Origin of the sequence: Streptomyces albireticuli (assembly GCF_021228125.1) — a bacterium.
Classification (GTDB): Bacteria; Actinomycetota; Actinomycetes; order Streptomycetales; family Streptomycetaceae; genus Streptomyces; species Streptomyces albireticuli.
In genome coordinates this window covers 88,358-109,955 of record NZ_JAJQQS010000022.1, presented here as the reverse complement: position 1 = coordinate 109,955, position 21,598 = coordinate 88,358, and the positions used below count along the sequence as shown (strand labels likewise).

The window sequence follows — 21,598 nt, the reverse complement described above, 5'->3', positions numbered from 1 at the left end:
GGGGCCCCACGGGCCCCGTGTCAGTAGGCCGGGAGGCTGCGCGGGCCGAGGTCGGTGCGGGCCGGGGGCGGGGCGAGGCGGATGACGGCGCCGAGCACATGGACTCCCCGGGGCGCGACGATCACGGGCTCCAGGTCGGCCCCGACGACCTCGGGGTGGTCGTCGACCAGGCGGGAGACGCGCAGCAGCAGCTCTTCCAGGGCCCGGGTGTCCACGGGGGTGCTGCCGCGCCAGCCGAAGAGGAGCGGCGCGGTGCGGACCGAGCGGATCTGCTCCGCGGCGTCCCGGTCGGTGACGGGCACGAGGCGGTGCGCGGTGTCACCGAGCAGCAGGGAGGGAGCCCCGGCCAGGCCGAAGGAGAGCACGGCGCCCGCGGCGGGGTCGATGGCGGCGCGGACGACGGTGTCGACGCCGCGCGGGGCCATCGACTGGACGACGAAGCGGGTCTCCTCGGGCTTGCCGAGGAGCTCGGTCAACTCGGCGTAGGACCGGCGCAGTTCCGTCTCACCGCCCAGGTCGAGCCGGACGCCGCCGAGGTCGGCGCGGTGGCGCAAGTGCGGCGCGGTGGGCTTGAAAGCGACGGGGAAGCCTAGCCTCCGGGCGGCGCGCACGGCGGTGTCGGGGTCGGGCGCGGGCAGCGCGGGCAGCACGGCGATGCCGTACCGGGCGAGCAGCCGCTGGGTGTCGGCGGCGGAGAGGGTGACGGCACGGGGATCCGCGGGCTCCGTGGGCGAGGCGCCGGGCACGGCTCCGTGGGCGGCGAGCAGGACGTCGATGTCGGCGGCGGCGCCCGCCTCGTCGATGTCGTCGTATTCGGGCACCCTGCCCGGCTCGGCGGCCAGCCGCCGCCAGCGTGCGTACCGCACGGCTTCGGCCAGGGCGCGTACGGCCCGCTCGGCGGCGGGGTAGGCGGGGATCCGGACGGCGGGGGCCGGGCGCTGCCTGCCGTCACCCCTTGCGCCACCGTCGCCCCTTGCACCACCTTCGCCGCTCACAGCGCCGACGCCTCTTACGCCGCCGACGCTGCTTGTGTCACCGCCACCGTTTACGTCACTGTCGCCGCTTGCGCCACCGTCGCCGCTCAGGCCGCCGGGGTCCGCGGGTGCCGCCTCCGGGACCGGTGCGGCGAGGGCCTCGGCGAGGCCCGGGATCTCCAGGTGGACCACCGTCACCGGCTTCGCCACCGGGGACGCGGCGACCGCGGCGCGCAGCGCCGTGGCGAGATCCGCCGCCGAGGCCTCGCCGACCCAGGGGATGGCGGTGATGACGACGGCGTCGCACTCGTCGTCCGCCAGGGCCAGGGCCAGGGCGGCCCGGAAGTCCTCCGGCTCGGCGGCGGTCGACAGGTCGTACGGCGGCTGGGGGCGCAGGCCGTCGGTCAGGCAGGCGTCGTAGGTGAGGAGGGCGAGGGACTCGGAATTGCCGAGGATGGCGACGCGGGGGCCGGCCGGCAGCGGCTGGGAGGCGAGCAGCAGCCCGGTGTCGGCCAGCTCGGTGACGGTGTCGACGCGGATGACGCCGGCCTGCCGCAGCAGGTCGGAGACGGTGGCGTCGGGGATGCGGGTGGTGGGGACGGCGTGGCCGGTGGGCGCGGCGCCGCCGTGCCGGGCGCCCTTGACGACTACGACCGGCTTGCGGGCCGCCGTGCGCCGGGCGAGCCGGGCGAACTTGCGGGGGTTGCCGATGGACTCCAGGTACATGACGACGACGTCGGTGTCCGGGTCGTCGTGCCAGTACTGGAGGAAGTCGTTGCCGGAGACGTCGGCGCGGTTGCCCGCGGAGACGAAGGTGGAGACGCCGACGAGCCCGGCGGCGCGGCGGTGCAGCCCGGACAGCAGGGCGATGCCGATGGCGCCGGACTGGCTGAAGAGGCCGAGCCGGCCGGCGGCGGGCAGCTCGGGCGAGAGCGAGGCGTTGAGCCGGACTCCCGGGGCGGTGTTGATCAGGCCGAACGCGTTGGGTCCGATGAGGCGCATGCCGTAGGAGCGGGCCTGGCGGACCAGCTCGCGCTGCCGGTCGCGGCCGTCGGCGCCGCTCTCGGCGTAGCCGGCGGAGAGGACGACGAGCCCCTGGACGCCGTGCTCGCCGCACTCGGCGACGACGGAGGGCACCTGCTCGGCGGGGACGGCGACGACGGCGAGGTCGACCGGGCCGGGGATGCCGAGGACGGAGCGGTGGGCCGGCACGCCCTCGGGGTCGAGGACGGCGCCGTCCTCGGGGAAGGCGCGGTTGACCGCGTACAGGCTGCCGGTGAACCCGCCCTCGCGCAGATTGCGCAGCACGGCCCGGCCCATCCCGCCGGGCTCGCGGCCGGTGCCGACGACGGCGACCGAGCCGGGGGCGATCAGGCGGTGGACGGAGCGGGCCTCGGCGCGCTGCTCGCGGGCGCGCTGCACGGCGAGGGAGCGGTCGGTGGGCTCCAGATCCAGCTCCAGGCGGACGACGCCGTCCTCGAAGCTGCGCTTCTGGGTGTAGCCGGCGTCCGTGAACACCTTGATCATCTTGGTGTTGGCGGGCAGCACCTCGGCGGCGAAGCGCCGGATGGAGCGCTCGCGGGCGACGGCCGCGATGTGCTCCAGCAGGGCGGAGGCGACGCCGCGGCCCTGGTGGGCGTCCTGGACGAGGAAGGCGACCTCCGCCTCGTCGGCCGGGCCGGAGGAGGGCAGGCCGCGGGGGTCGATCCGGTCGTAGCGGACGGTGGCGATGAACTCGCCGCCGACGGTCGCGGCGAGCCCGACCCGGTCGACGTAGTCGTGATGGGTGAAGCGGTGCACGTCCCGGTCGGAGAGGCGGGGGTAGGGGGCGAAGAAGCGGTAGTACTTCGACTCGTCCGAGACCTGTTCGTAGAAGCTGACCAGCCGCCCGGCGTCGTCGGCCGTGATGGGGCGGAGGTGCGCGGTACCGCCGTCGCGCAGCACCACGTCGGCTTCCCAGTGGGCCGGATACACCTGCTCGGACGGCGTCTGCATGGGGCCAGGGTAAGGCCGGGCGCCGACAACCCCACTAGGGCCGTCCGGGGTGTACCGGGAGCACCGTCACCCCTGTGCAACACTGGTCTAGACAACTCCTTACGACTTGAAGGGCAACACCATGGCTGAGCGCCGCGTCAACGTCGGCTGGACCGAGGGCCTCCACGCCCGCCCGGCGTCGATCTTCGTCCGTGCGGCGACCGCCGCCGGCGTCCCGATGACGATCGCCAAGGCCGACGGCAACCCCGTCAACGCCGCCTCCATGCTGGCCGTGCTGGGCCTGGGCGCCCAGGGTGGCGAGGAGATCGTGCTCGCGTCCGACGCCGAGGGTGCCGAGGCCGCCCTGGACCGCCTGGCGAAGCTGGTCGCCGAGGGTCTCGAGGAGCTCCCGGAGACCGTCTGATTCACGGGAATCGCGCGCGGCGGGGCCGCGGCGGCCGACTGAGGCCGCCGCGGCCCCGCTGTCGTTCCCGCGGCCGTCGTTCCGGTCCGGTTTTCCCGGTGCGCGCCGCCGAAGGAATTCCGGCGTTCCGGCCGGGCGGAAATAGCAGCCAATTGTTAAGAACGTGCGCTCGCCGTGTGCACGGAATGTTTCGGAGTTTGCCCGGAGGTTTCCACGGCGGTTTGTCCCGGAGGCTGTCCGGGAGGTTGCTTCCGGTGCTCACGGCCCGTTCGCTCCGGTGGCCGCTCCGGGCCCCGGACGCGCTGCGGCGGGGGCGCGCTCCGCAGCCGGTAGGCGCCGGGCGCGCGGTCGGCACGGGCCGTGGCGAGCGCCCGCGCCCGCTCGGCGTCCCCGCGCGCGACGGCGTCGACCAGGGCCGCGCAGGTGTCCCAGGCCGCCACCGGCCGGGCCGGCGGCTCCGGCACGTACACCCAGGAGATCTTGAGCCGGAGCTGGGTGAGCAGGGCGGCGAGGCTGGGGCTGCCGGACGCCTGGGCGAGCGTCTCGTCGAACCAGTCGTCCAGGGGGCGCAGCTCGCCCGTACGGCCGCCGCGGGCCCGCTCCTGGCCGAGCCTGACCAGGCCCCGCAGCACCTTCAGGTGCGCCTCCGTGCGACGCTGGGCGGCCCGCGCGGCGCCCAGCGGCTCCAGCAGCGCCCGGACCTCGATGAGGTCGGCCGCCTCCTGCTCGGTGGGCTCGGCGACACAGGCGCCCGCGTGCCTGCGGGTGGTCACGAACCCTTCGGAGGCGAGGGTGCGCAGCGCCTCGCGCACGGGCACCCGGGAGACGCCGTACCGCCGGGCGAGGACCTCCTCGGTGAGCCGGCCGCCGGGCGGGAAGACGCCCGTGACGATGTCGTCGCGGATCGCCGTGCAGACCGCGTGCGCCGAAATACGACCGCCGTTCGGTGCCGCTTTACCATCGCCGTTCACGTACGGCCCCGCATGGGTGAACCTCCGCATTGACCCCCGCGAAACGCGGCCGATTGACGCCTGGTCAACGACTCTATTGCAGCGGCCCGCGATTTCCGATGGTGCCGAGGATTTCATCGATATGTTTTGGCCAACACGAAGGCCCCGGCCGGGGGCCGGGGCCTTCGTGGAACGACGCGGTACGCGCTGCGGGTCAGATGCCGACGCCGTGCGAACGCAGGTACTCCACCGGGTCGATGTCGGAGCCGTAGGAGGGGCCGGTGCGGGCCTCGAAGTGCAGGTGCGGGCCGGTGACGTTGCCGGTGGCGCCGGAGATGCCGATCTCCTGACCCGCGGTCACCGTCTGGCCGGCGCTGACGCCGATGGACGACAGGTGGCCGTACTGGGTGTAGGTGCCGTCGTTGTGCTTGATGACGACGTTGTTGCCGTAGGCGCCGCCGTAGCCGGCCTCGACGACGGTGCCCGCGCCGACGGAGCGGACCGACGTGCCGGACTCGGCGTGGAAGTCGACACCGGTGTGGCTGCCGGACGACCACAGGCCGCTGGAGGCCTTGTAGGAGGTCGAGACGTACGAGCCCTCGATCGGCGACACGTAGGCGTTGAGCTTCTTGCGCTCTTCCTCGCGGGCGATGCGCTCCTGCTCCTTGCGCTCGGCCTCGGCCTTGCGGGCGGCCTCGTCCGCGACCTTCTTGGTCTCGGCGGCCTGCTTCTTGGCCTCGGCCTCGGCCTGGAGGCGGGCGCTGGTCTCCTCGGCGGAGCTGCGCTGGACCTCGGCCTGCTCGCCCACGCGGGTGGCGGTGTCCTCGCCGATGACGATGGCCTGGGTGAGGCCGGTGTCCTCGACACGCGGGGCGTCGTCGGTGGTGGCGGCGAGCGCGGGGGCGGCGAAGCCGGCGACGACGCCGGTGGCCGTCAGGGTGGCTATGCCCGCGATGTTCGCGCCGGTGCGCACGGCGCGGCTCGGACGACGGTGCTTCCCGGTGGCACGAGTGAACGCCATAGGTGCGGCTATTCCTTTCCTTCCCTCTCGCCTACCGGGTTAGCTGACGGGTTCGGAGCAGGAAGGTCTCCTACGGCTCCCTCCGGAAAGGGACCCGATTCACCCCAGGGACATGTGGGTCCCCGGCTCCCCTGGCTCGCGCCGTACGGGGACTCGGCGATGGTTGCCCGGGGCCGCGGATGCGACTCACATCTGACGGACAACCGCCCTGACGCTAAACGGCGCCCGATTCGAACGGCAAACAGAACTCACGTTTTGTGGCGTACGCCACAGGCCGGACGTGCAACCACTCCACTAAATCGGACATAAGGGAGGCGCGTGGGTCTCGCCGACCTCACGCGCCTCCCCACCTCCTGACGAAACGTCAGCCGGTGACGACCGTCACCTCGCCGATGCCCAGGGCCTTCACGGGCTCCTCGATCTGCGCGGCGTCACCCACGAGGACCGTCACGAGCCGGTCGACCGGGAAGGCGTTGACCACGGCGGCGGTGGCCTCCACCGTGCCCGTCGCCGCGAGGCGTTCGTAGAGCCGGGCCTGGAAGTCATCCGGGAGCTGCTGCTCGACCTGGTCGGCCAGCGTGCCCGCGACGGCCGCCGCCGTCTCGTACTTCAGCGGTGCGACGCCCACGAGGTTCTGCACCGCCACATCGCGCTCGGCGTCCGTCAGACCCTCGGCCGCGAGGGTGCGCAGCACGGTCCACAGGTCGTCGAGGGCCGGGCCGGTGGAGGCGGTGTCCACCGAGCCGCTGATGGCGAGCATGGCCGCGCCCGTGCCGTCCGTCGTGGAGCGCAGCACCTGGCCGAACGCCCGGACGCCGTAGGTGTAGCCCTTCTCCTCGCGCAGGACGCGGTCCAGGCGGGAGGTGAGGGTGCCGCCGAGGCAGTAGGTGCCGAGCACCTGGGCGGGCCAGACGCGGTCGTGCCGGTCGGCGCCGATCCGGCCGATGAGCAGCTGGGTCTGGACGGCGCCCGGCCGGTCCACGATGACCACACGGCCGGTGTCGTCGGCGGTGATGGGCGGGGCCTGCCGGGGAGCCGCCGGGGAGCCCGTCCAGGCGCCGAGGGTGTCCGCGAGCGCGGCGTCCAGATCGAGGCCGGTGAAGTCGCCGACGACCACGGCGGTGGTGGTGACGGGGCGGACGTGCGCCTCGTAGAAGGCGCGCACGGACGCGGCGTCGATGCGCTCGACGCTCTCCTCGGTGCCCTGGCGGGGGCGGGACATCCGCGAGCCGGCCGGGAAGAGCTGCGCCGAGAGGGCCATGGCCGCCCGGCGGGCGGGGTTGGCCAGCTCGTGCGGGATCTCGTCCAGGCGGTTGCGGACGAGGCGCTCGACCTCGCCGTCCGGGAAGGCGGGGGCGCGCAGCGCGTCGGCGAGCAGGCCGAGGGCCTTGACCAGCCGGGAGGCCGGGACCTCGAGGGAGATCCGGACGCCCGGGTGGTCGGCGTGCGCGTCGAGGGTGGCGCCGCAGCGCTCCAGCTCGGCGGCGAACTCCTCGGCCGTCAGCTTGTCGGTGCCCTCGGAGAGGGCCCGCGCCATGATGGTGGAGACGCCGTCGAGGCCGGCCGGCTCGGCCTCCAGGGGCGCGTCGAGGTTGATCTCGACGGCGACGACCTGCTGGCCGGGGCGGTGGCAGCGCAGCACCGTCAGGCCGTTGGGCAGCTGACCGCGCTCGGGGGCCGGGAAGGCCCACGGGGTGGCCGCGCCGGGCTGCGGCTGCGGGTGGAAGGTCATGGTGGCCGCGGCGTCGCTCACTGGGCCGTCTCCGTCTCTTCAGCGGTCACATCGGCCTCGGCGGCCTCGGGGGCGGTCGGTTCGTACACCAGCACGGCGCGGTTGTCGGGGTGCAGCCGGGCCTTGGCGACCGCCCGCACCTCCTCCGGCGTGATGTCCAGCACGCGCTCCACGGCCGTCAGGGCGAGCTGGGGGGCGCCGAAGAGCACGGCGAAGCGGCACAGTTCGTCGGCACGGCCGCTGACGGTGGCGAGCCGGTCCAGCCACTCGCGCTCCAGCTGGGCCTGGGCGCGCTCCATCTCCTCCGGGGTCGGGCCCTCGGCGGCGAAGCGGGCCAGCTCGTCGTCGACGGCGGCCTCGATGTCCGGGACCTCCACGCCGCCCGACGCCTTGACGTCCAGCCAGCCGAGCGAGGGGGCGCCCACGAGCCGGAGCAGCCCGAAGCCGGCGGCGACGGCGCTGCGGTCGTGGCGGACGAGGCGGTTGTGCAGCCGGGAGGACTCGCCGCCGCCGAGGACGGTCAGCGCCAGATCGGCGGCGTCGGCCTCACGGGTGCCGTCGTGCGGCAGCCGGTAGGCGGCCATCAGGGCGCGCGAGGGCACCTCCTCGCGCACCACCTCGCGCAGCTCCTTCCCCATCACGTCGGGGAGGGAGCCGTCGCGCGGGGGCTGCTTGCCGTCGTGCGCGGGGATGGAGCCGAAGTACTTCTCGACCCAGGCGAGCGTCTGCTCGGTGTCGATGTCGCCGACGACCGACAGCACGGCGTTGCCCGGCGCGTAGTACGTCCGGAAGAAGGCGCGCGCGTCCTCCAGGGAGGCGGCGTCCAGGTCGGCCATGGAGCCGATCGGCGTGTGGTGGTACGGGTGGCCGTCGGGGTAGGCCATGGCCGTCAGCTTCTCGAAGGCCGTGCCGTAGGGCACGTTGTCGTACCGCTGGCGGCGCTCGTTCTTGACGACGTCCCGCTGGTTCTCCATCGACTCGTCGTCGAGGGCGGTGAGCAGCGAGCCCATGCGGTCCGCCTCCAGCCAGAGGGCGAGCTCCAGCTGGTGGGCGGGCATGGTCTCGAAGTAGTTGGTGCGCTCGAAGCTGGTGGTGCCGTTGAGCGAGCCGCCGGCGCCCTGCACCAGCTCGAAATGGCCGTTGCCCTTGACCTGGGCGGAGCCCTGGAACATAAGGTGCTCGAAGAGGTGGGCCAGCCCGGTGCGCCCCTTGACCTCGTGGCGCGAGCCGACGTCGTACCAGAGGCAGACGGCGGCGACGGGGGTCAGATGGTCTTCTGAGAGCACCACCCGCAGGCCGTTGGCCAGCCGGTGCTCGGTCGCTGTCAGGCCGCCGGAACCGGCCTGTTGCGTGGCCGTGTGACCCATGGGCATGTACGTCCCTTCGATCGCTTGAAAATCTCGCGATGGTCCGCGATGACTCGCGTGATGAACAGTCCTGTCACTGTATGCAAGCGCGCTGACATCTGGCGAAGTTCCCGGGGCGGTCCGCTCTTACGGACGGGTCGCGGTCGGCGTTGTCGGTGGGGCGGGCCACAATGGTCGGCGTCAGAACCCTGCCTCGGCAATCGATCGAAGGAGCCGCAGCCGCGATGGCCCGCCGCAGCACGAAGACCCCGCCGCCGGAGAACTTCGAGGAGCGCATCCTCGACATCGACGTCGTCGACGAGATGCAGGGTTCCTTCCTCGAGTACGCCTATTCGGTCATCTACTCCCGGGCCCTGCCGGACGCCCGGGACGGACTGAAGCCCGTCCACCGCCGCATCCTCTTCCAGATGAACGAGATGGGCCTGCGCCCCGACCGTTCGTACGTGAAGTGCGCCCGGGTCGTCGGCGAGGTGATGGGCAAGCTGCACCCGCACGGCGACGCCTCCATCTACGACGCCCTGGTGCGCATGGCCCAGCCGTTCTCGATGCGGGTGCCGCTGGTCGACGGCCACGGCAACTTCGGCTCGCTCGGCAACGACGACCCGCCGGCGGCCATGCGCTACACCGAGGCCCGGATGGCCTCGGCCACGTCGCTGATGACCGAGTCGATCGACGAGGACACCGTCGACTTCGCGCCGAACTACGACGGCAGCGAGCAGGAGCCCGTAGCCCTCCCCGCCGCGTATCCGAACCTGCTGGTCAACGGCGCGTCCGGGATCGCGGTCGGCATGGCGACGAACATGCCGCCGCACAACCTCGGCGAGGTCATCGCCGCCGCCCGGCACCTCATCAAGCACCCGGGCGCCGACCTCGACACGCTGATGCGGTTCATCCCCGGCCCGGACCTGCCCACCGGCGGCCGGATCGTGGGTCTCGGCGGCGTCCGGGACGCCTACGAGACCGGCCGCGGCACCTTCAAGATCCGCGCCACGGTCGCCGTGGAGAACGTCACGGCCCGCCGCAAGGGCCTGGTCGTGACCGAGCTGCCCTTCACGGTCGGCCCCGAGAAGGTCATCTCCAAGATCAAGGACCTGGTCGGCTCGAAGAAGCTCCAGGGCATCGCCGACGTCAAGGACCTCACGGACCGCTCGCACGGCCTGCGGCTGGTCATCGAGATCAAGAACGGCTTCAACCCCGAGGCCGTCCTGGAGCAGCTCTACAAGCTGACGCCGATGGAGGAGTCCTTCGGCATCAACAACGTCGCCCTGGTCGACGGCCAGCCGCTGACGCTGGGCCTCAAGGAGCTGCTGGAGGTCTACGTCGACCACCGCTTCGAGGTGGTCCGCCGCCGGAGCGAGTTCCGGCGCGGCAAGCGGCGCGACCGGCTGCACCTCGTCGAGGGTCTGCTGGTGGCCCTCATCGACATCGACGAGGTCATCAGAATCATTCGATCGAGTGACAACGCCGCGGAGGCCAAGGAGGCCCTGATCGCGCGTTTCTCCCTCTCCGAGGTGCAGACGCAGTACATCCTCGACACCCCGCTGCGCCGTCTGACGAAGTTCGACCGCGTCGAGCTGGAGTCGGAGCGCGACCGGCTGACGGCCGAGATCCAGGAGCTGACCCGGATCCTGGAGTCCGACGCCGAGCTCCGCAAGCTGGTCTCCGGGGAACTGGCGGACGTGGCGAAGAAGTTCGGCACCGACCGGCGCACGGTGCTGCTGGAGTCGGCGGGCGCCCCCACGTCGGCCGTGCCGCTCCAGGTCGCGGACGACCCGTGCCGGGTGCTGCTGTCCTCCACCGGCCTGCTGGCCCGTACGGCCTCGGGCGAGCCCTTCGCGCCCGGCTCCGGGGAGGCCAAGCGCGTCAAGCACGACGTGATCGCCTCGGCGGTGCCGGCGACGGCGCTGGGCGAGGTGGGCGTGGTGACCTCGGCCGGGCGACTGCTGCGGCTGCGGGTGATCGACCTGCCGCAGCTGCCGGAGACGGCGGCCGCGCCCAACCTCTCGGGCGGTGCCCAGATCACGGAGTTCCTGTCGCTGGACGACGGCGAGCACGTGGTCTGCCTCACCACCCTGGACGAGTCCTCACCGGGCCTCGCGATCGGCACGGAGCAGGGCGTCGTCAAGCGCGTGGTCCCCGACTATCCGGCGAACAAGGACGAGTTGGAGGTCATCTCCCTCAAGGACGGCGACCGTATCGTCGGCGCGGTCGAGCTGCGCACCGGTGAGGAGGACCTCGTCTTCATCACCGACGACGCCCAGCTGCTGCGCTATCCGGCCGGCCAGGTGCGGCCGCAGGGCCGTCCGGCGGGCGGCATGGCGGGCATCAAGCTCACCGCCGGCGCCAAGGTGATCTCCTTCACGGCGGTCGACCCGGCGGCGGACGCCGCGGTCCTCACGGTCGCGGGCGCGGCCGGCACGCTGCTGGGCGCCTCGGAGACGACGGCGAAGCTGACGCCGTTCGACCAGTACCCGCGCAAGGGCCGGGCGACGGGCGGCGTGCGCTGCCAGCGCTTCCTGAAGGGCGAGGACTGCCTGGTCCTGGCCTGGGCGGGCGCGGCCCCGGCACGGGCCGCGAGTGCGAACGGCACCCCGGTCGAACTTCCGGAGCCGGACCCGCGCCGCGACGGCTCGGGCACGCCGCTGGCGAAGGCCGTGGCGGCGGTGGCGGGGCCGGTGTAGGAAGCCGGGTGACAGCGGTGGGGCCGGGGCGGCGTACGCCCGGGCCCCACGCGCCCGACGCCGCGGGTCGGCGGGTCGGCGGGTCGGCGGGCCGGCGGGTCGGCGGCTCGGCGGCTCGGCGGCTCGGCGGCTGAGCGTCACCCACCGGCCGTCGGCCCCGGGGGCGCGGTCACGCCTGCGCGTACCGCAGGACGCCCCACATCGTGTGCTCCTCCGCGTCCTCCGCGGCCAGGTGCCGGCACGCCTCGAGCCCGGCCCGCAGGGCGTCCGGGTCGATCCCGGTGCCGATCAGCACCAGCTGGGTCGGCTCCTCCTCGCCGCGCGCCGCGGGTGTGACGTAGAAGCGGAGGAAATCGCCGACGGCGTGCACCTCGTACCGCTTCCGCCGGTGTCCCGCCGCGCCGAAGCGGACGTACCCCTTGATGCGGTAGAGGCCGTCGGGGCGGTTGTCGAGGAAATCCATGAGCCGACGCGGGTCCATCGGCTCGTCGGCCGTGAAGGAGACGCTGTCGTAGGCGGTGTGCAGATGGCCGCCGTGGCAGTGACCCTCGGCGCAGCCGTCACCGGAGCAGCCGTCGCCGTGGCCGTGCTCGCGCGCGTCCTCGCGCTCCCGCTCGTCGCGGACGAGGTCCTCGAAGGACAGCTGCCGTATCGCCTCCGTGTCCTCCTCGCGCGGCTTGCGGTCGAAGAGCAGCTCGGGGTCGACCCGCCCGTAGGACGCCTCGACGACAGGGGTGCCGGGCCGGCCGATCCGGCCGAGCTCCTCGCGCAGGGCCGTGCGCGCGTCCTCCGGCACCCGGTCCGCCTTGTTGAGGACGACGAGGTCGGCGAGGGCCAGGTGCCGGTCGATCTCGGGGTGCCGGGCGCGGGTGCGGGCGAACTCGGCGGCGTCCACGACCTCGACCAGCCCGCCGTAGACGATGCTGGTGTTGTCGCTTGCCAGGATCATGCGGATGAGCTCCTGAGGCTCGGCGAGCCCGCTGGCCTCGATCACGATGACGTCGATCCGGGCGGCCGGGCGGGCGAGCCGGTCGAGGAACCCGTCCAGCTCGCTGGTGTCGACGGCGCAGCACAGGCAGCCGTTGCCCAGCGACACCATGGAGTCGACCTGCCCGGCGACGCTCATGGCGTCGATCTCGATGCTGCCGAAGTCGTTGACGACCACCCCGATCCGGCTGCCACCGCTTCTGCCCAGCAGGTGGTTGAGCAGGGTGGTCTTGCCGGAGCCCAGGAAGCCCGCGAGCACGATGACCGGGATCTGTCGCTTCGCCAACGGGGGCGCCTCCCTCACATGTCGGACGCAGCGGGAACCGGCTGCGGCGGGGCGGACCGGGACGGCGGCCCGCCGGGCGGATGATCTTGGAGCCCTCCGCCCGTTCCAGGATATTGGCGCTCCGGCCCCGGCGGACGGGCGAGCCGGCCTTCGCCGTGACGCGGACGGCCCCCGGGTCGCCCGCGCGCTGGAGGAGCACGCCGAACGGCCACTGCGGCTCCGGCCCGCCGGACGGCGCGGCGGCCCGAAACCGCCCCGGCCGGCGCCGTGAAGGCAACGTCCGCCCGGCGGTCACGGAGGGGTTCCCGAAAGGCCCTTCTCGCGCCCGGGGAGGGCTCCCCCCGGGCCATGGGAAGGCTCTTCCACCCCGCCCGCCACACCTGTTCGCCTCAATCCGCACACACAATCCCCGGCAGGGTAGGTTAGGCTAACCTACGTGAGTACGTGCGCGACTGCCTCTCGCCGCCTTGCCGAGCCGTTGTCCGGTACCGCGGCCACCGCCCGGACATGGCTGCTGATCGAGCAGCCCGGCCCGTGGGGCGCCGACGCCCTCACCACCAGCCACCTCGACCCCGCCGTCGGCCGCGCCCTGGCCGCGGCCACCGAGGGGACCGGCGTACGGGTCGCGCTGATCCGGCGCCCCGGCCGGCACGCCGACTGCCACGGGCCCACGACGCAGCGGGTGTTCGCCGCCCACACCGCGCCGGGCCGCTCCTGGATCCGTACCGCCGCCCTCGCCGACCCGGCGTCCCTGACCTCGCTGGACTTCGCCGCGCTCGGCGCGGGCGAGCACGGCGGCCTGTGGGAGCCGCACACCGGCGCGCCGCTGGTCTTCGTCTGCACCAACGGCAAGCGCGACCGCTGCTGCGCCCTGCTGGGCCGCCCGCTGGCCGCCGAGCTCGCCGCGACCGGCTCCATCGACACCTGGGAGATCACCCACATCGGTGGTCACCGCTTCTCCCCCACCCTCTTCGTCCTGCCGTACGGCTACGCCTACGGACGGGTCACCGCGCACGAGGTCAAGGACATCGTGGAGGCGGCCCGCGACGGCCGGATCGCCACCGGGAACTGCCGCGGCCGTTCGGCCTGGGAGCGCCCCGCGCAGGCCGCCGAGCTGGCGGTGCGCGAGCTCACCGGCGAGGAGGGCGCGGGCGCCCTGGACGTCGTACGGGCCGAGGGACCCGCGCCGCACTGGTCCGTGACCGTCACCCACGCCGACGGCCGCGCCTGGCGGGTCGCGGTGGAGCAGGGCGCCGCCGAGCCGCCCCGGCCCGAGAGCTGCGGGCGGGTGCCCGGCAGCCCGGCCCGGATGGACGTCGCGTCCGTCACCCCGCTGGTGTCCGTCCCCCGCTGACCGGCGGCACCCTCGTCAGCCCGCCTTCCCGACGAACTCCGTGGTGTAGGTCTTCTCCAGGTCCACCTTCGCGTTCTTGAGGTTGGGGTTGAAGGACTTGAGGACCTCGTGGACGGTCCTCGGCCCGTCGGCGGGCATCACGCCGTCCGGGGTGAACATCGGCAGCGTGTTCCGCACCGCCTCGACGTACTGCGCCTTGCCGCCCTTCGCGTAGTCCTCCGGCATCTTGGCGGCGATCTCCTCCGGGCTGTGCGTGGACATCCACTTCAAGGTCTTCACGAAGGCGTTGGCGAGCTTCTGCACCGTCTCCTTGTGGCTGTTCACCCAGCCGGTGTTCATATAGAGGCTCGACGCGGGGTAGAGGCCGCCGAGCGCCGCGCGGGAGCCCTCGGGGGTGCGCATGTCGACGAGCACCTTGCCCGCGTCCTTGGCGAGGATCTGCGCGACGGTCGGGTCGGTCGTCATGCCCGCGTCGATGGAGCCCTGCTGGAGCGCGGCGAGGAAGGTCTGTCCGGCCCCGACGGCCACGGGCGTGATGTCGCTCACCTTCACCCCGTTCTTGACCGCCAGGTACTTCGTCAGGAAGTCGGTGGAGGAGCCGAGTCCGGTGACGCCGAGCTTCTTGCCCTTGAAGTCCTTGGGCGAGGTGAGCGTCGCGGCCGCCTTCTTGGAGACGATCTCCACCTCGCCCGGCGTCCGGGCCAGCTGGACGACCGACTCCACGTCCTTGCCCTTCACCTGGAGGTCGAGCGTGTGGTCGTAGAAGCCGACGACGCCCTGGACCTCTCCCGAGACGAGCGCGGTGGTGGCCTGCACCCCGGCGGGCTCGCTGAGCAGCCTGACCGCCACCCCTTCCTCCTGGAAGTAGCCGAGCCGCTGGGTGAGCACGGCCGGCATGTAGATGACCTTGTCGAGGCCACCGACCATGATCTTGACGGTGTCCCCCTGGGCCGCCTCGGCGGCCTTCTCCGCGGTGTGCGTGTTCGAGGACTCGTCGGCGCAGCCGGCGAGGCTGCCCGCGAGGAGGAGGCAGAGGGATCCGGAGACGGCCGCCGCGCGGACGGGGGCGCGCTTGCTGAAGGTGGGCATCAGATGTTCCCTACGGTCGGGACGTACGCCGGAACGCACGGCCGGGTGTGACGGACGGGGCGTGGGGGGCGTGGCGGGGCGGCCTCAGTCGCCTGAACCCGGATCGGCGGGCTTCCAGCGGAAGAGCCTCTTCTCCGCGAACGTCAGCAGCCCCTCCGCGAGCAGGGCGACGACGGCGAGGATGACCATCGCGGCGTAGACGCCCGCCGAGTTGAACGAACCCTGGGAGGTGGAGACGAGGAGCCCGATGCCATGGATCGCGCCGATGTACTCGCCGACGATCGCGCCGATCAGCGCGAAGCCGAAGCTCACGTGCAGGCTGGTGAAGATCCAGGACGTCGCGGACGGGATGACGACCTGAAGGGTCACCCGGCGGTTGCTCGCGCCCAGGATGCGGGCGTTGGCCACCAGGTTGCGGTCGACCTCACGAGCCCCCTGGAAGGCGTTGAAGAACACCGGGAAGAAGACCAGGACGACCGCGGACGCGACCTTGGAGGCCGGGCCCAGCCCGAACCAGATCAGGAAGATCGGCGCGAGCACGATCCGCGGCACCGCGTTGAGCACCTTGATGTACGGGCCGAAGACGTCGGCGAGGAAGCGGACCCGGCCGAGCGCGATGCCGAGCACCACACCGGCCGCGACGCCGACGACCCAGCCGAGCAGGGCCTCGTAGAGCGTGTACCAGATCTGCTCACCGAGCGAGCCCTGCGCGGTGCCGTGCAGCGTCCACTGGACGATCTGGTCCCAGATCGCCGACGGCATCGAGAAGTTGAACGAGTCGATCACGTCGTTCCGGGACAGCGCCTCCCACGCGGCGAGCACCACGACGAGCAGCAGCACCCGGGCCCCGTACACGAGGAGCCTGCGCCGGCGGGCGGCTTGCGCGCGGGCCACCGTACGGCCGGTGCGGAGGGCGAGGGGAGCGCCGACGGACTCCACGGACTCAAGCGACACGGGAAGCTCCCCTCTCACGGGTGATGCGGACCTCTTCGCCGAGGGACGACCAGATCTCGCGGTAGGTCTCCACGAACTCCGGCTCCAAGCGGACGGCCTCGACCTTGCGCGGCCGGGGCAGCCGTACGGGGAAGACCTCTTTGACGGTCGCCGGGCCGGCGGTCATCACCACGACCTTGTCGGCGAGCGCGATCGCCTCCTCCAGGTCGTGGGTGACGAAGACGACGGAGGCCGCCGCCCCGTCGGCGCGGCTGGCGCTCCAGAGCTCCAGGAGCTCGTCCGACATCAGTGCCCGCGTCTGTACGTCGAGCGCCGAGAAGGGCTCGTCCATCAGCAGGATCGCGGGGTCGCACACGAAGGTCTGGGCGAGCGCGACGCGCTTGCGCTGGCCGCCGGAGAGCTGGTGCGGATAGCGATCGGCGAAGGACGCGAGGCCGACCCGGCCTAGCCAGTCGCGGGCCCGGTCGCGGGCCTCGGCCTTCGGCACGCCGCGGAAGCGCGGGCCGGCCATGACGTTGGACAGCACGGTGCGCCAGGGGAAGACGGCGTCCTGCTGGAAGACGAAGCCGACTTCCGGCCGGATTCCGGTCACGGGTTCGCCGCCGACCAGCACCTCGCCCTCGGTCGGCTCCTCCAGGCCGCTGACCAGGGTGAGCGTGGTGGACTTGCCGCACCCGGTCGGCCCCACGACCGCCACGAACTCGCCTCGCCCCACGGTGAGATCGAGGTCCCGTACGGCAGTGTGCGCGGCCCCCGAGGGGGTCCGGAACACCTTGCTCGCGCCCCGCAGCTCGATCGCCGGGATCTGCCCGCCCGGCGGGGGGCCGCCGGGCCTGTCGCCGTTCATTTCCGCATGCCTCCTTCGCACGGCCGCGTCGCCGGATCCCGCTGGCCCGGGGCCCGTTCGGCCGGTGCTGGAGGTTAGGTGCGGCGCGCGACGACGGCACAGGCTTGTGGGCGCTGTGCGGCTTCCGCGCACGAACCCTGTTCTGCTCCTTTTGCTCCCGGTAGAACCTCGCGGTAGCGCAACGAATGCGCCACGGGACTGGGCTGAGCGGCAGCGTCCGGATACGTTCTGTTGACGCCGCAGAAACGGAACGCCGCCGAAACGGAATTGACCCATCCGGTCCAGGTGGCCGACGGACCGGTCCCGCGCGGGCGGGAGACGACACGAAAGGGACACAGATGCGCCCCCGGTGGCCCCGCCGCGTCTTCGCCCAGGTCCTGCTAGTCCATCTGCTGATCATCACCGGGGTCGCCGGGCTCGCCGCCGGGCTCTTCCTCGCCCCTCTCGGCGCCCAGCTCGACGAACAGGCCGAGCGCCGCGCGCTGTCCATCGCCCAGGCCACCGCCGCCCAGCCGGACCTCGCCCACGACCTGCTGGCCGGCCGGCCCGCCCCGGACGGCCCGGTGCAGGCCGGCGCCGAGCGCATCCGGCTGGCCACGGGCGCCAGTTACGTCGTGATCGTCGACACCCGGGGCATCCGCTACTCCCACACCACCCCCTCCCGGATCGGCGGCCGCGTGAGCTCCGACCCCGGGCCGGCCCTGAGCGGCCGCGAGTGGACCGGCATAGGCCGCGGCACCCTCGGCCGCTCCGCGCGCGGCAAGGTGCCGCTGCGCGACGACGAGGGGGCCGTCGTCGGGGCCGTCTCCGTCGGCATCGCCTACGACAACGTGCACGCCCTGCTGGTCCGCGCCGTGCCGGGCATCCTGCTGTACGCGGGCGCCGCCCTCGCGGCCGGCGCGCTGGCCGCGGTCGCCGTGTCCCGGCGGCTGCGCAAGCGCACCCACGGCATCGAACTCACCGAGATATCGGCGCTCCTGAACGAGCGTGAAGCCATGCTCCACGGCATCCGCGAGGGCGTGGTGGCGCTGGACCGGCGCGGCCGCGTACGCCTGGTCAACGACGAGGCGCAGCGGCTGCTCGGCCTCGGCCCGGACGCCATCGGGCAGCCGCTCGACACCGTCCTGCCGCCCGGCCGGACCACCGATGTGCTGGCCGGCCGGGTGACCGGGACGGACCTCCTCACCGTGCGGGACGGCCGGGTGCTCGTCGCCAACCGGATGGACACCGCCGACGGCGGCACCGTGGCGACCCTGCGCGACCGTACGGAGCTGGAGCAGCTGCGCAGGGAGCTGGACGGCACCCGGGGGCTGACCGACGCGCTGCGCGCCCAGGACCACGAGCACGCCAACCGGCTGCACACCCTCCTGGGCCTGCTGGAGCTCGGCCTGTACGAGGAGGCCGCCGAGTTCGTCGCGGAGGTGACGGGCGCGCACCGGGCCACGGCCGAACAGGTCACCGAGCGCGTCCGGGACCCCGTGGTCAGCGCGCTGCTGGTGGGCAAGAGCGCCGTGGCCGCGGAGCGCGGCGTGGCGCTGCGGGTGAGCCCGGACAGCCGGCTGCCCGACCGGGTGGTGGACGCGCGGGACGTGGTGACGGTGCTCGGCAACCTCGTGGACAACGCGCTGGACGCGGCCGCGGCGGGGCCGCGCGGGGAGTCCTGGCCGGAGCCCGGGGCCGGGCCCCGTGACGAGCCCCGCGACGAGCCCTGGGTCGAGGTCGAGCTGCGCGCCGCCGGGTCCGCCGTGGTCCTCCGGGTCTCGGACAACGGTCCGGGCATACCGGAGGCCGCCAGGGAGCTGGTGTTCACGGACGGCTGGTCCACCAAGGAGTCCTCCCCGCACCGCCGCCGGGGCCTCGGCCTCGCGCTCGTACGACGGCTGGCCGAGCGCTACGGCGGAACGGCGCGGTCGGCTGAACGGGAAGGCGGCGGCGCGGTGTTCACCGTGGAGCTGCCGGAAGCACTGAACCACCTCGAAGGGGTGAAACGATGATCGAGGTCCTGGTCGTGGACGACGACTTCCGCGTCGCCGAGATCAACGCCGCTTACGTCGCACGGGTCCCCGGCTTCCACGTCGGCGCCAAGGCCCACAACGCGGCACAGGCCATGGCCGTGCTGGAGCGCGGCGGCATCGACCTGGTCCTGCTGGACCACTTCCTGCCGGACGAGACCGGGCTGTCCCTGGTCCGCCGGATACGCCAGCGGGGGCACCTCACCGACGTCATCATGGTGACGGCCTCGCGCGACATCGCGACCGTACAGGCGGCGATGTGCTACGGCGCGCTCCAGTACCTCGTGAAGCCGTTCACCTTCCCCGGGCTGCGGGTGAAGCTGGAGGCGTACGCGCAGCTGCGGCGGACCCTCGACGACGCGGAGGAGGCGGGCCAGGACCAGGTCGACCGGATCTTCGGCACGCTGCGGACGGCGGCCACCAGCGCGCCGCTGCCCAAGGGGCACTCCGCGCCGACGGCCGAGCTGATCCGCCGGGTGCTCTCGGACGCGGCGCGGCCCCTGTCGGCCCACGAGGTCGCGGCCCGCTCCGGGCTCAGCCGTTCGACGGCGCAGCGCTACCTCAAACGGCTGGAGGAGTCCGGCCGGCTCCGTCTCACCCTCAAATACGGCGAGACGGGCCGCCCGGAGCACCGCTACGCCTGGGCGGTGGCCGGCTGACGCCCGCAGGCCGCCGCGCCCCGCCCGGGACCTCCGAAGGGACCGTCAGGCGTCGATGCGCGAGCGGTCCAGGGTCGCCGCCGAGTTGGTGATGAACTCCTTACGGGGGGCCACCTCATTGCCCATCAGCAGGTCGAAGGCGCGCTCGGCCGCCTCCAGATCGCTGATGTTGATGCGGCGCAGGGTGCGGTGGCGGGGGTCCATCGTGGTCTCCGCGAGCTGGTCGGCGTCCATCTCACCGAGGCCCTTGTAGCGCTGGATGCCGTCCTTGTACGGGATGTTCTTGCGCTCCAGCTCCAGCAGCGTCTGCCGCAGCTCGCTGTCGGAGTAGGTGTAGATGTACTTGTCCTGACCCTTCTTCGGGCGCGTGAGCTCCACCCGGTGCAGCGGCGGCACCGCGGAGAAGACCCGGCCCTCCTCCACCATGGGGCGCATATAGCGCTGGAAGAGCGTCAGCAGCAGACAGCGGATGTGCGCGCCGTCCACATCGGCGTCGGCGAGGAAGATGACCTTGCCGTAGCGCGCGGCGTCGATGTCGAAGGTCCGGCCGGACCCGGCTCCTATGACCTGGATGATCGCGCCGCACTCGGCGTTCTTCAGCATGTCGGAGACCGACGACTTCTGGACGTTCAGGATCTTGCCGCGGATCGGCAGCAGCGCCTGGAACTCGGAGTTCCGCGCCAGCTTCGCGGTGCCGAGCGCGGAGTCGCCCTCGACGATGAACAGCTCGCTGCGCTCGACGTCGTCGCTGCGGCAGTCGGCGAGCTTGGCCGGGAGCGAGGACGACTCCAGGGCCGTCTTGCGGCGCTGGGCCTCCTTGTGCTGCCGGGCGGCGATGCGCGTACGGGCCGCCGCGACGACCTTCTCCATGACGGCGCGGGCCTGCTGCTTGGCGTCGCGCTTGGTGGAGGTCAGGAACACCTTGAGCTCCTTGGCGACCACGTTCGCCACGATCCGGGTGGCGGCGGAGGTGCCCAGGACCTCCTTGGTCTGCCCCTCGAACTGCGGCTCGGCCAGCCGGACCGTCACGACGGCCGTGAGGCCCTCCATGGCGTCGTCCTTGACCACGTCGTCCTCGGCGACCCGGAGCAGCTTCGAGGAGCGGAGCACCTCGTTGACGGTCTTGGTGATGGACCGCTCGAATCCGGACACGTGCGTGCCGCCCTTGGGGGTGGCGATGATGTTGACGAAGGACTTCACGCTGGTGTCGTAGCCGGTGCCCCAGCGCAGGGCGATGTCCACGCCCAGCTCGCGGGTGACCTCGGTGGGCGTCATGTGGCCGCGGTCGTCGAGGACCGGCACGGTCTCCTTGAAGGTGCCCTGTCCCGTCAGCCGCAGCACATCGCAGACGGCCTTGTCCTGCGCGAGGTACTCGCAGAACTCGCTGATGCCGCCGTCGTAGCGGAACGTCTCCTCGGTGGCGCCCTCGCCGTCGAGGCCGCGCTCGTCCCGGACGACGATCGTCAGGCCGGGCACCAGGAACGCCGTCTGCCGGGCGCGCCCGTAGAGCGTCTCCAGGGAGAGCTTGGCGTCCTTGAGGAAGATCTGGCGGTCCGCCCAGTAGCGCACCCGGGTGCCGGTGCGGGTCTTGGGGACCTTCTTGCCCTTGAGGAGGCCGTTGCCCGGGTCGAAGGGGGCGTCCGGACCGGACTCGGTGAAGATGCCGGGGACACCGCGGCGGAAGCTGATGGCGTGGGTCCGGCTGTTCCGGTCGACCTCGACGTCCAGCCGGGCGGAGAGGGCGTTGACGACGGAGGCGCCGACGCCGTGGAGACCGCCGGAGGCGGCGTACGAGCCGCCGCCGAACTTTCCGCCCGCGTGCAGCTTGGTCATGACGACCTCGACGCCGGACAGCCCGGTCTTGGGCTCGACGTCCACGGGGATGCCGCGGCCGTTGTCCCGCACCTCCACGGAGCCGTCGTCGTGGAGGATCACGTCGATCCGGTCGCAGAAGCCGCCCAGGGCCTCGTCCACGGAATTGTCGATGATCTCCCAGAGGCAGTGCATCAGACCGCGGCTGTCGGTCGAGCCGATGTACATGCCGGGGCGCTTGCGGACGGCCTCGAGGCCCTCGAGGACGAGCAGGTGCCGCGCGGTGTAGTTGGATCCGTCCCGGTCTGCCCCGGTCAGCAACGCAGTGGACGGCACGGACATCTCGGCGGTCACGCGGTTCGCTCCTCGCTGAATTTCTTTTTGGCCCGGGTCGGGCGCAGTGATGGCTCGGTCGCCGTTCAGAGGGTACCGAGGCCAGGTAGAGCCTTTGCGCAGCCACCCGTGGGAACGCCCA

15 protein-coding genes, 1 pseudogene and 1 riboswitch are annotated in these 21,598 nt (G+C 72.7%); of the genes and pseudogenes, 6 read left to right on the top strand and 10 right to left on the bottom strand.

Annotation, left to right across the window (positions count from 1 at the left end):
* Positions 1-20 precede the first annotated feature (20 nt).
* Positions 21-2,969, bottom strand: coding sequence for a bifunctional acetate--CoA ligase family protein/GNAT family N-acetyltransferase (locus LUZ64_RS31500; RefSeq protein ID WP_095582240.1), 2,949 nt, complete (start codon positions 2,967-2,969; stop codon positions 21-23).
* A 121-nt stretch (positions 2,970-3,090) separates the two neighbouring features.
* Between LUZ64_RS31500 and LUZ64_RS31495 the strand changes: the two genes are divergently transcribed.
* Positions 3,091-3,372, top strand: coding sequence for an HPr family phosphocarrier protein (locus tag LUZ64_RS31495; protein WP_095582239.1), 282 nt, complete (start codon positions 3,091-3,093; stop codon positions 3,370-3,372).
* Between the two features lie 155 nt (positions 3,373-3,527).
* Here the strand turns inward: LUZ64_RS31495 and LUZ64_RS31490 are convergent, their stop codons facing one another.
* The 4 genes from LUZ64_RS31490 to LUZ64_RS31475 form a co-directional block, all read right to left on the bottom strand.
* Positions 3,528-4,343 (bottom strand): GntR family transcriptional regulator, encoded by an 816-nt coding sequence (locus LUZ64_RS31490; RefSeq protein WP_232390452.1) that lies wholly within the window; start codon positions 4,341-4,343, stop codon positions 3,528-3,530.
* 193 nt (positions 4,344-4,536) lie between these two features.
* Positions 4,537-5,343, bottom strand: coding sequence for a M23 family metallopeptidase (locus LUZ64_RS31485; protein WP_095582237.1), 807 nt, complete (start codon positions 5,341-5,343; stop codon positions 4,537-4,539).
* A gap of 13 nt (positions 5,344-5,356) precedes the next feature.
* Positions 5,357-5,512: riboswitch (cyclic di-AMP (ydaO/yuaA leader) on the bottom strand.
* A 195-nt stretch (positions 5,513-5,707) separates the two neighbouring features.
* Complete coding sequence (locus LUZ64_RS31480; RefSeq protein WP_232390451.1) at positions 5,708-7,096, bottom strand: M16 family metallopeptidase; 1,389 nt, start codon at positions 7,094-7,096, stop codon at positions 5,708-5,710.
* Entirely contained in the window at positions 7,093-8,442 is a 1,350-nt protein-coding gene (locus LUZ64_RS31475) for a M16 family metallopeptidase (RefSeq protein ID WP_095582236.1), read from the bottom strand. Before LUZ64_RS31475 ends, LUZ64_RS31480 begins: the two co-directional genes overlap by 4 nt.
* Before the next feature lie 224 nt (positions 8,443-8,666).
* Here LUZ64_RS31475 and LUZ64_RS31470 point away from each other — a divergent pair, with 224 nt between their 5' ends.
* The gene (locus LUZ64_RS31470) at positions 8,667-11,123 is read left to right on the top strand and encodes a DNA gyrase/topoisomerase IV subunit A (protein ID WP_095582235.1); all 2,457 of its coding nucleotides are present in this window, start codon (positions 8,667-8,669) and stop codon (positions 11,121-11,123) included.
* Positions 11,124-11,292: 169 nt separating this feature from the next.
* Here LUZ64_RS31470 and LUZ64_RS31465 read toward each other — a convergent pair whose 3' ends face one another.
* A complete protein-coding gene (locus tag LUZ64_RS31465; protein WP_095582234.1) occupies positions 11,293-12,396 on the bottom strand; it encodes a CobW family GTP-binding protein in 1,104 nt (367 codons plus the stop codon).
* A gap of 125 nt (positions 12,397-12,521) precedes the next feature.
* Between LUZ64_RS31465 and LUZ64_RS31460 the strand changes: the two are divergent.
* Together LUZ64_RS31460 and LUZ64_RS31455 are read left to right on the top strand one after the other, a co-directional pair.
* A pseudogene (locus LUZ64_RS31460) lies at positions 12,522-12,667 on the top strand (citrate synthase); the annotation flags it as partial.
* Between the two features lie 165 nt (positions 12,668-12,832).
* Entirely contained in the window at positions 12,833-13,750 is a 918-nt protein-coding gene (locus LUZ64_RS31455; RefSeq protein ID WP_095582233.1) for a ferredoxin family protein, read from the top strand.
* Between the two features lie 15 nt (positions 13,751-13,765).
* Here LUZ64_RS31455 and LUZ64_RS31450 read toward each other — a convergent pair whose 3' ends face one another.
* The 3 genes from LUZ64_RS31450 to LUZ64_RS31440 form a co-directional block, all read right to left on the bottom strand.
* Positions 13,766-14,839 carry an ABC transporter substrate-binding protein gene (locus LUZ64_RS31450; RefSeq protein ID WP_095582232.1) on the bottom strand — a complete coding sequence of 358 codons (1,074 nt, stop codon included), beginning with the start codon at positions 14,837-14,839 and terminating at the stop codon, positions 13,766-13,768.
* Positions 14,840-14,923: 84 nt separating this feature from the next.
* Entirely contained in the window at positions 14,924-15,793 is an 870-nt protein-coding gene (locus tag LUZ64_RS31445; RefSeq protein WP_095582231.1) for an ABC transporter permease, read from the bottom strand.
* Positions 15,783-16,640 (bottom strand): ABC transporter ATP-binding protein, encoded by an 858-nt coding sequence (locus tag LUZ64_RS31440; protein ID WP_095582230.1) that lies wholly within the window; start codon positions 16,638-16,640, stop codon positions 15,783-15,785. Before LUZ64_RS31440 ends, LUZ64_RS31445 begins: the two co-directional genes overlap by 11 nt.
* Before the next feature lie 338 nt (positions 16,641-16,978).
* On the opposite strand from LUZ64_RS31440, the gene LUZ64_RS31435 reads away from it, so the two are divergent.
* Together LUZ64_RS31435 and LUZ64_RS31430 are read left to right on the top strand one after the other, a co-directional pair.
* Positions 16,979-18,634 carry a sensor histidine kinase gene (locus LUZ64_RS31435; protein WP_095582229.1) on the top strand — a complete coding sequence of 552 codons (1,656 nt, stop codon included), beginning with the start codon at positions 16,979-16,981 and terminating at the stop codon, positions 18,632-18,634.
* Positions 18,631-19,311 carry a response regulator gene (locus tag LUZ64_RS31430; RefSeq protein ID WP_095582228.1) on the top strand — a complete coding sequence of 227 codons (681 nt, stop codon included), beginning with the start codon at positions 18,631-18,633 and terminating at the stop codon, positions 19,309-19,311. The genes LUZ64_RS31435 and LUZ64_RS31430 overlap by 4 nt, the downstream gene beginning before the upstream one ends.
* Before the next feature lie 45 nt (positions 19,312-19,356).
* On the opposite strand, the gene LUZ64_RS31425 is transcribed toward LUZ64_RS31430, so the two are convergent.
* A complete protein-coding gene (locus tag LUZ64_RS31425; protein WP_095582227.1) occupies positions 19,357-21,477 on the bottom strand; it encodes a DNA gyrase/topoisomerase IV subunit B in 2,121 nt (706 codons plus the stop codon).
* Positions 21,478-21,598 lie beyond the last annotated feature (121 nt).

Excerpts from the sequence above, each read along its gene's own strand:
- LUZ64_RS31500 (WP_095582240.1), bottom strand. The coding sequence starts at position 2,969 with ATGCAGACGCCGTCCGAGCAGGTGTATCCGGCCCACTGGGAAGCCGAC.
- LUZ64_RS31495 (WP_095582239.1), top strand. The coding sequence starts at position 3,091 with ATGGCTGAGCGCCGCGTCAACGTCGGCTGGACCGAGGGCCTCCACGCC.
- LUZ64_RS31485 (WP_095582237.1), bottom strand. The coding sequence starts at position 5,343 with ATGGCGTTCACTCGTGCCACCGGGAAGCACCGTCGTCCGAGCCGCGCC.
- LUZ64_RS31475 (WP_095582236.1), bottom strand. The coding sequence starts at position 8,442 with ATGGGTCACACGGCCACGCAACAGGCCGGTTCCGGCGGCCTGACAGCG.
- LUZ64_RS31470 (WP_095582235.1), top strand. The coding sequence starts at position 8,667 with ATGGCCCGCCGCAGCACGAAGACCCCGCCGCCGGAGAACTTCGAGGAG.
- LUZ64_RS31450 (WP_095582232.1), bottom strand. The coding sequence starts at position 14,839 with ATGCCCACCTTCAGCAAGCGCGCCCCCGTCCGCGCGGCGGCCGTCTCC.
- LUZ64_RS31440 (WP_095582230.1), bottom strand. The coding sequence starts at position 16,640 with ATGAACGGCGACAGGCCCGGCGGCCCCCCGCCGGGCGGGCAGATCCCG.
- LUZ64_RS31435 (WP_095582229.1), top strand. The coding sequence starts at position 16,979 with ATGCGCCCCCGGTGGCCCCGCCGCGTCTTCGCCCAGGTCCTGCTAGTC.
- LUZ64_RS31430 (WP_095582228.1), top strand. The coding sequence starts at position 18,631 with ATGATCGAGGTCCTGGTCGTGGACGACGACTTCCGCGTCGCCGAGATC.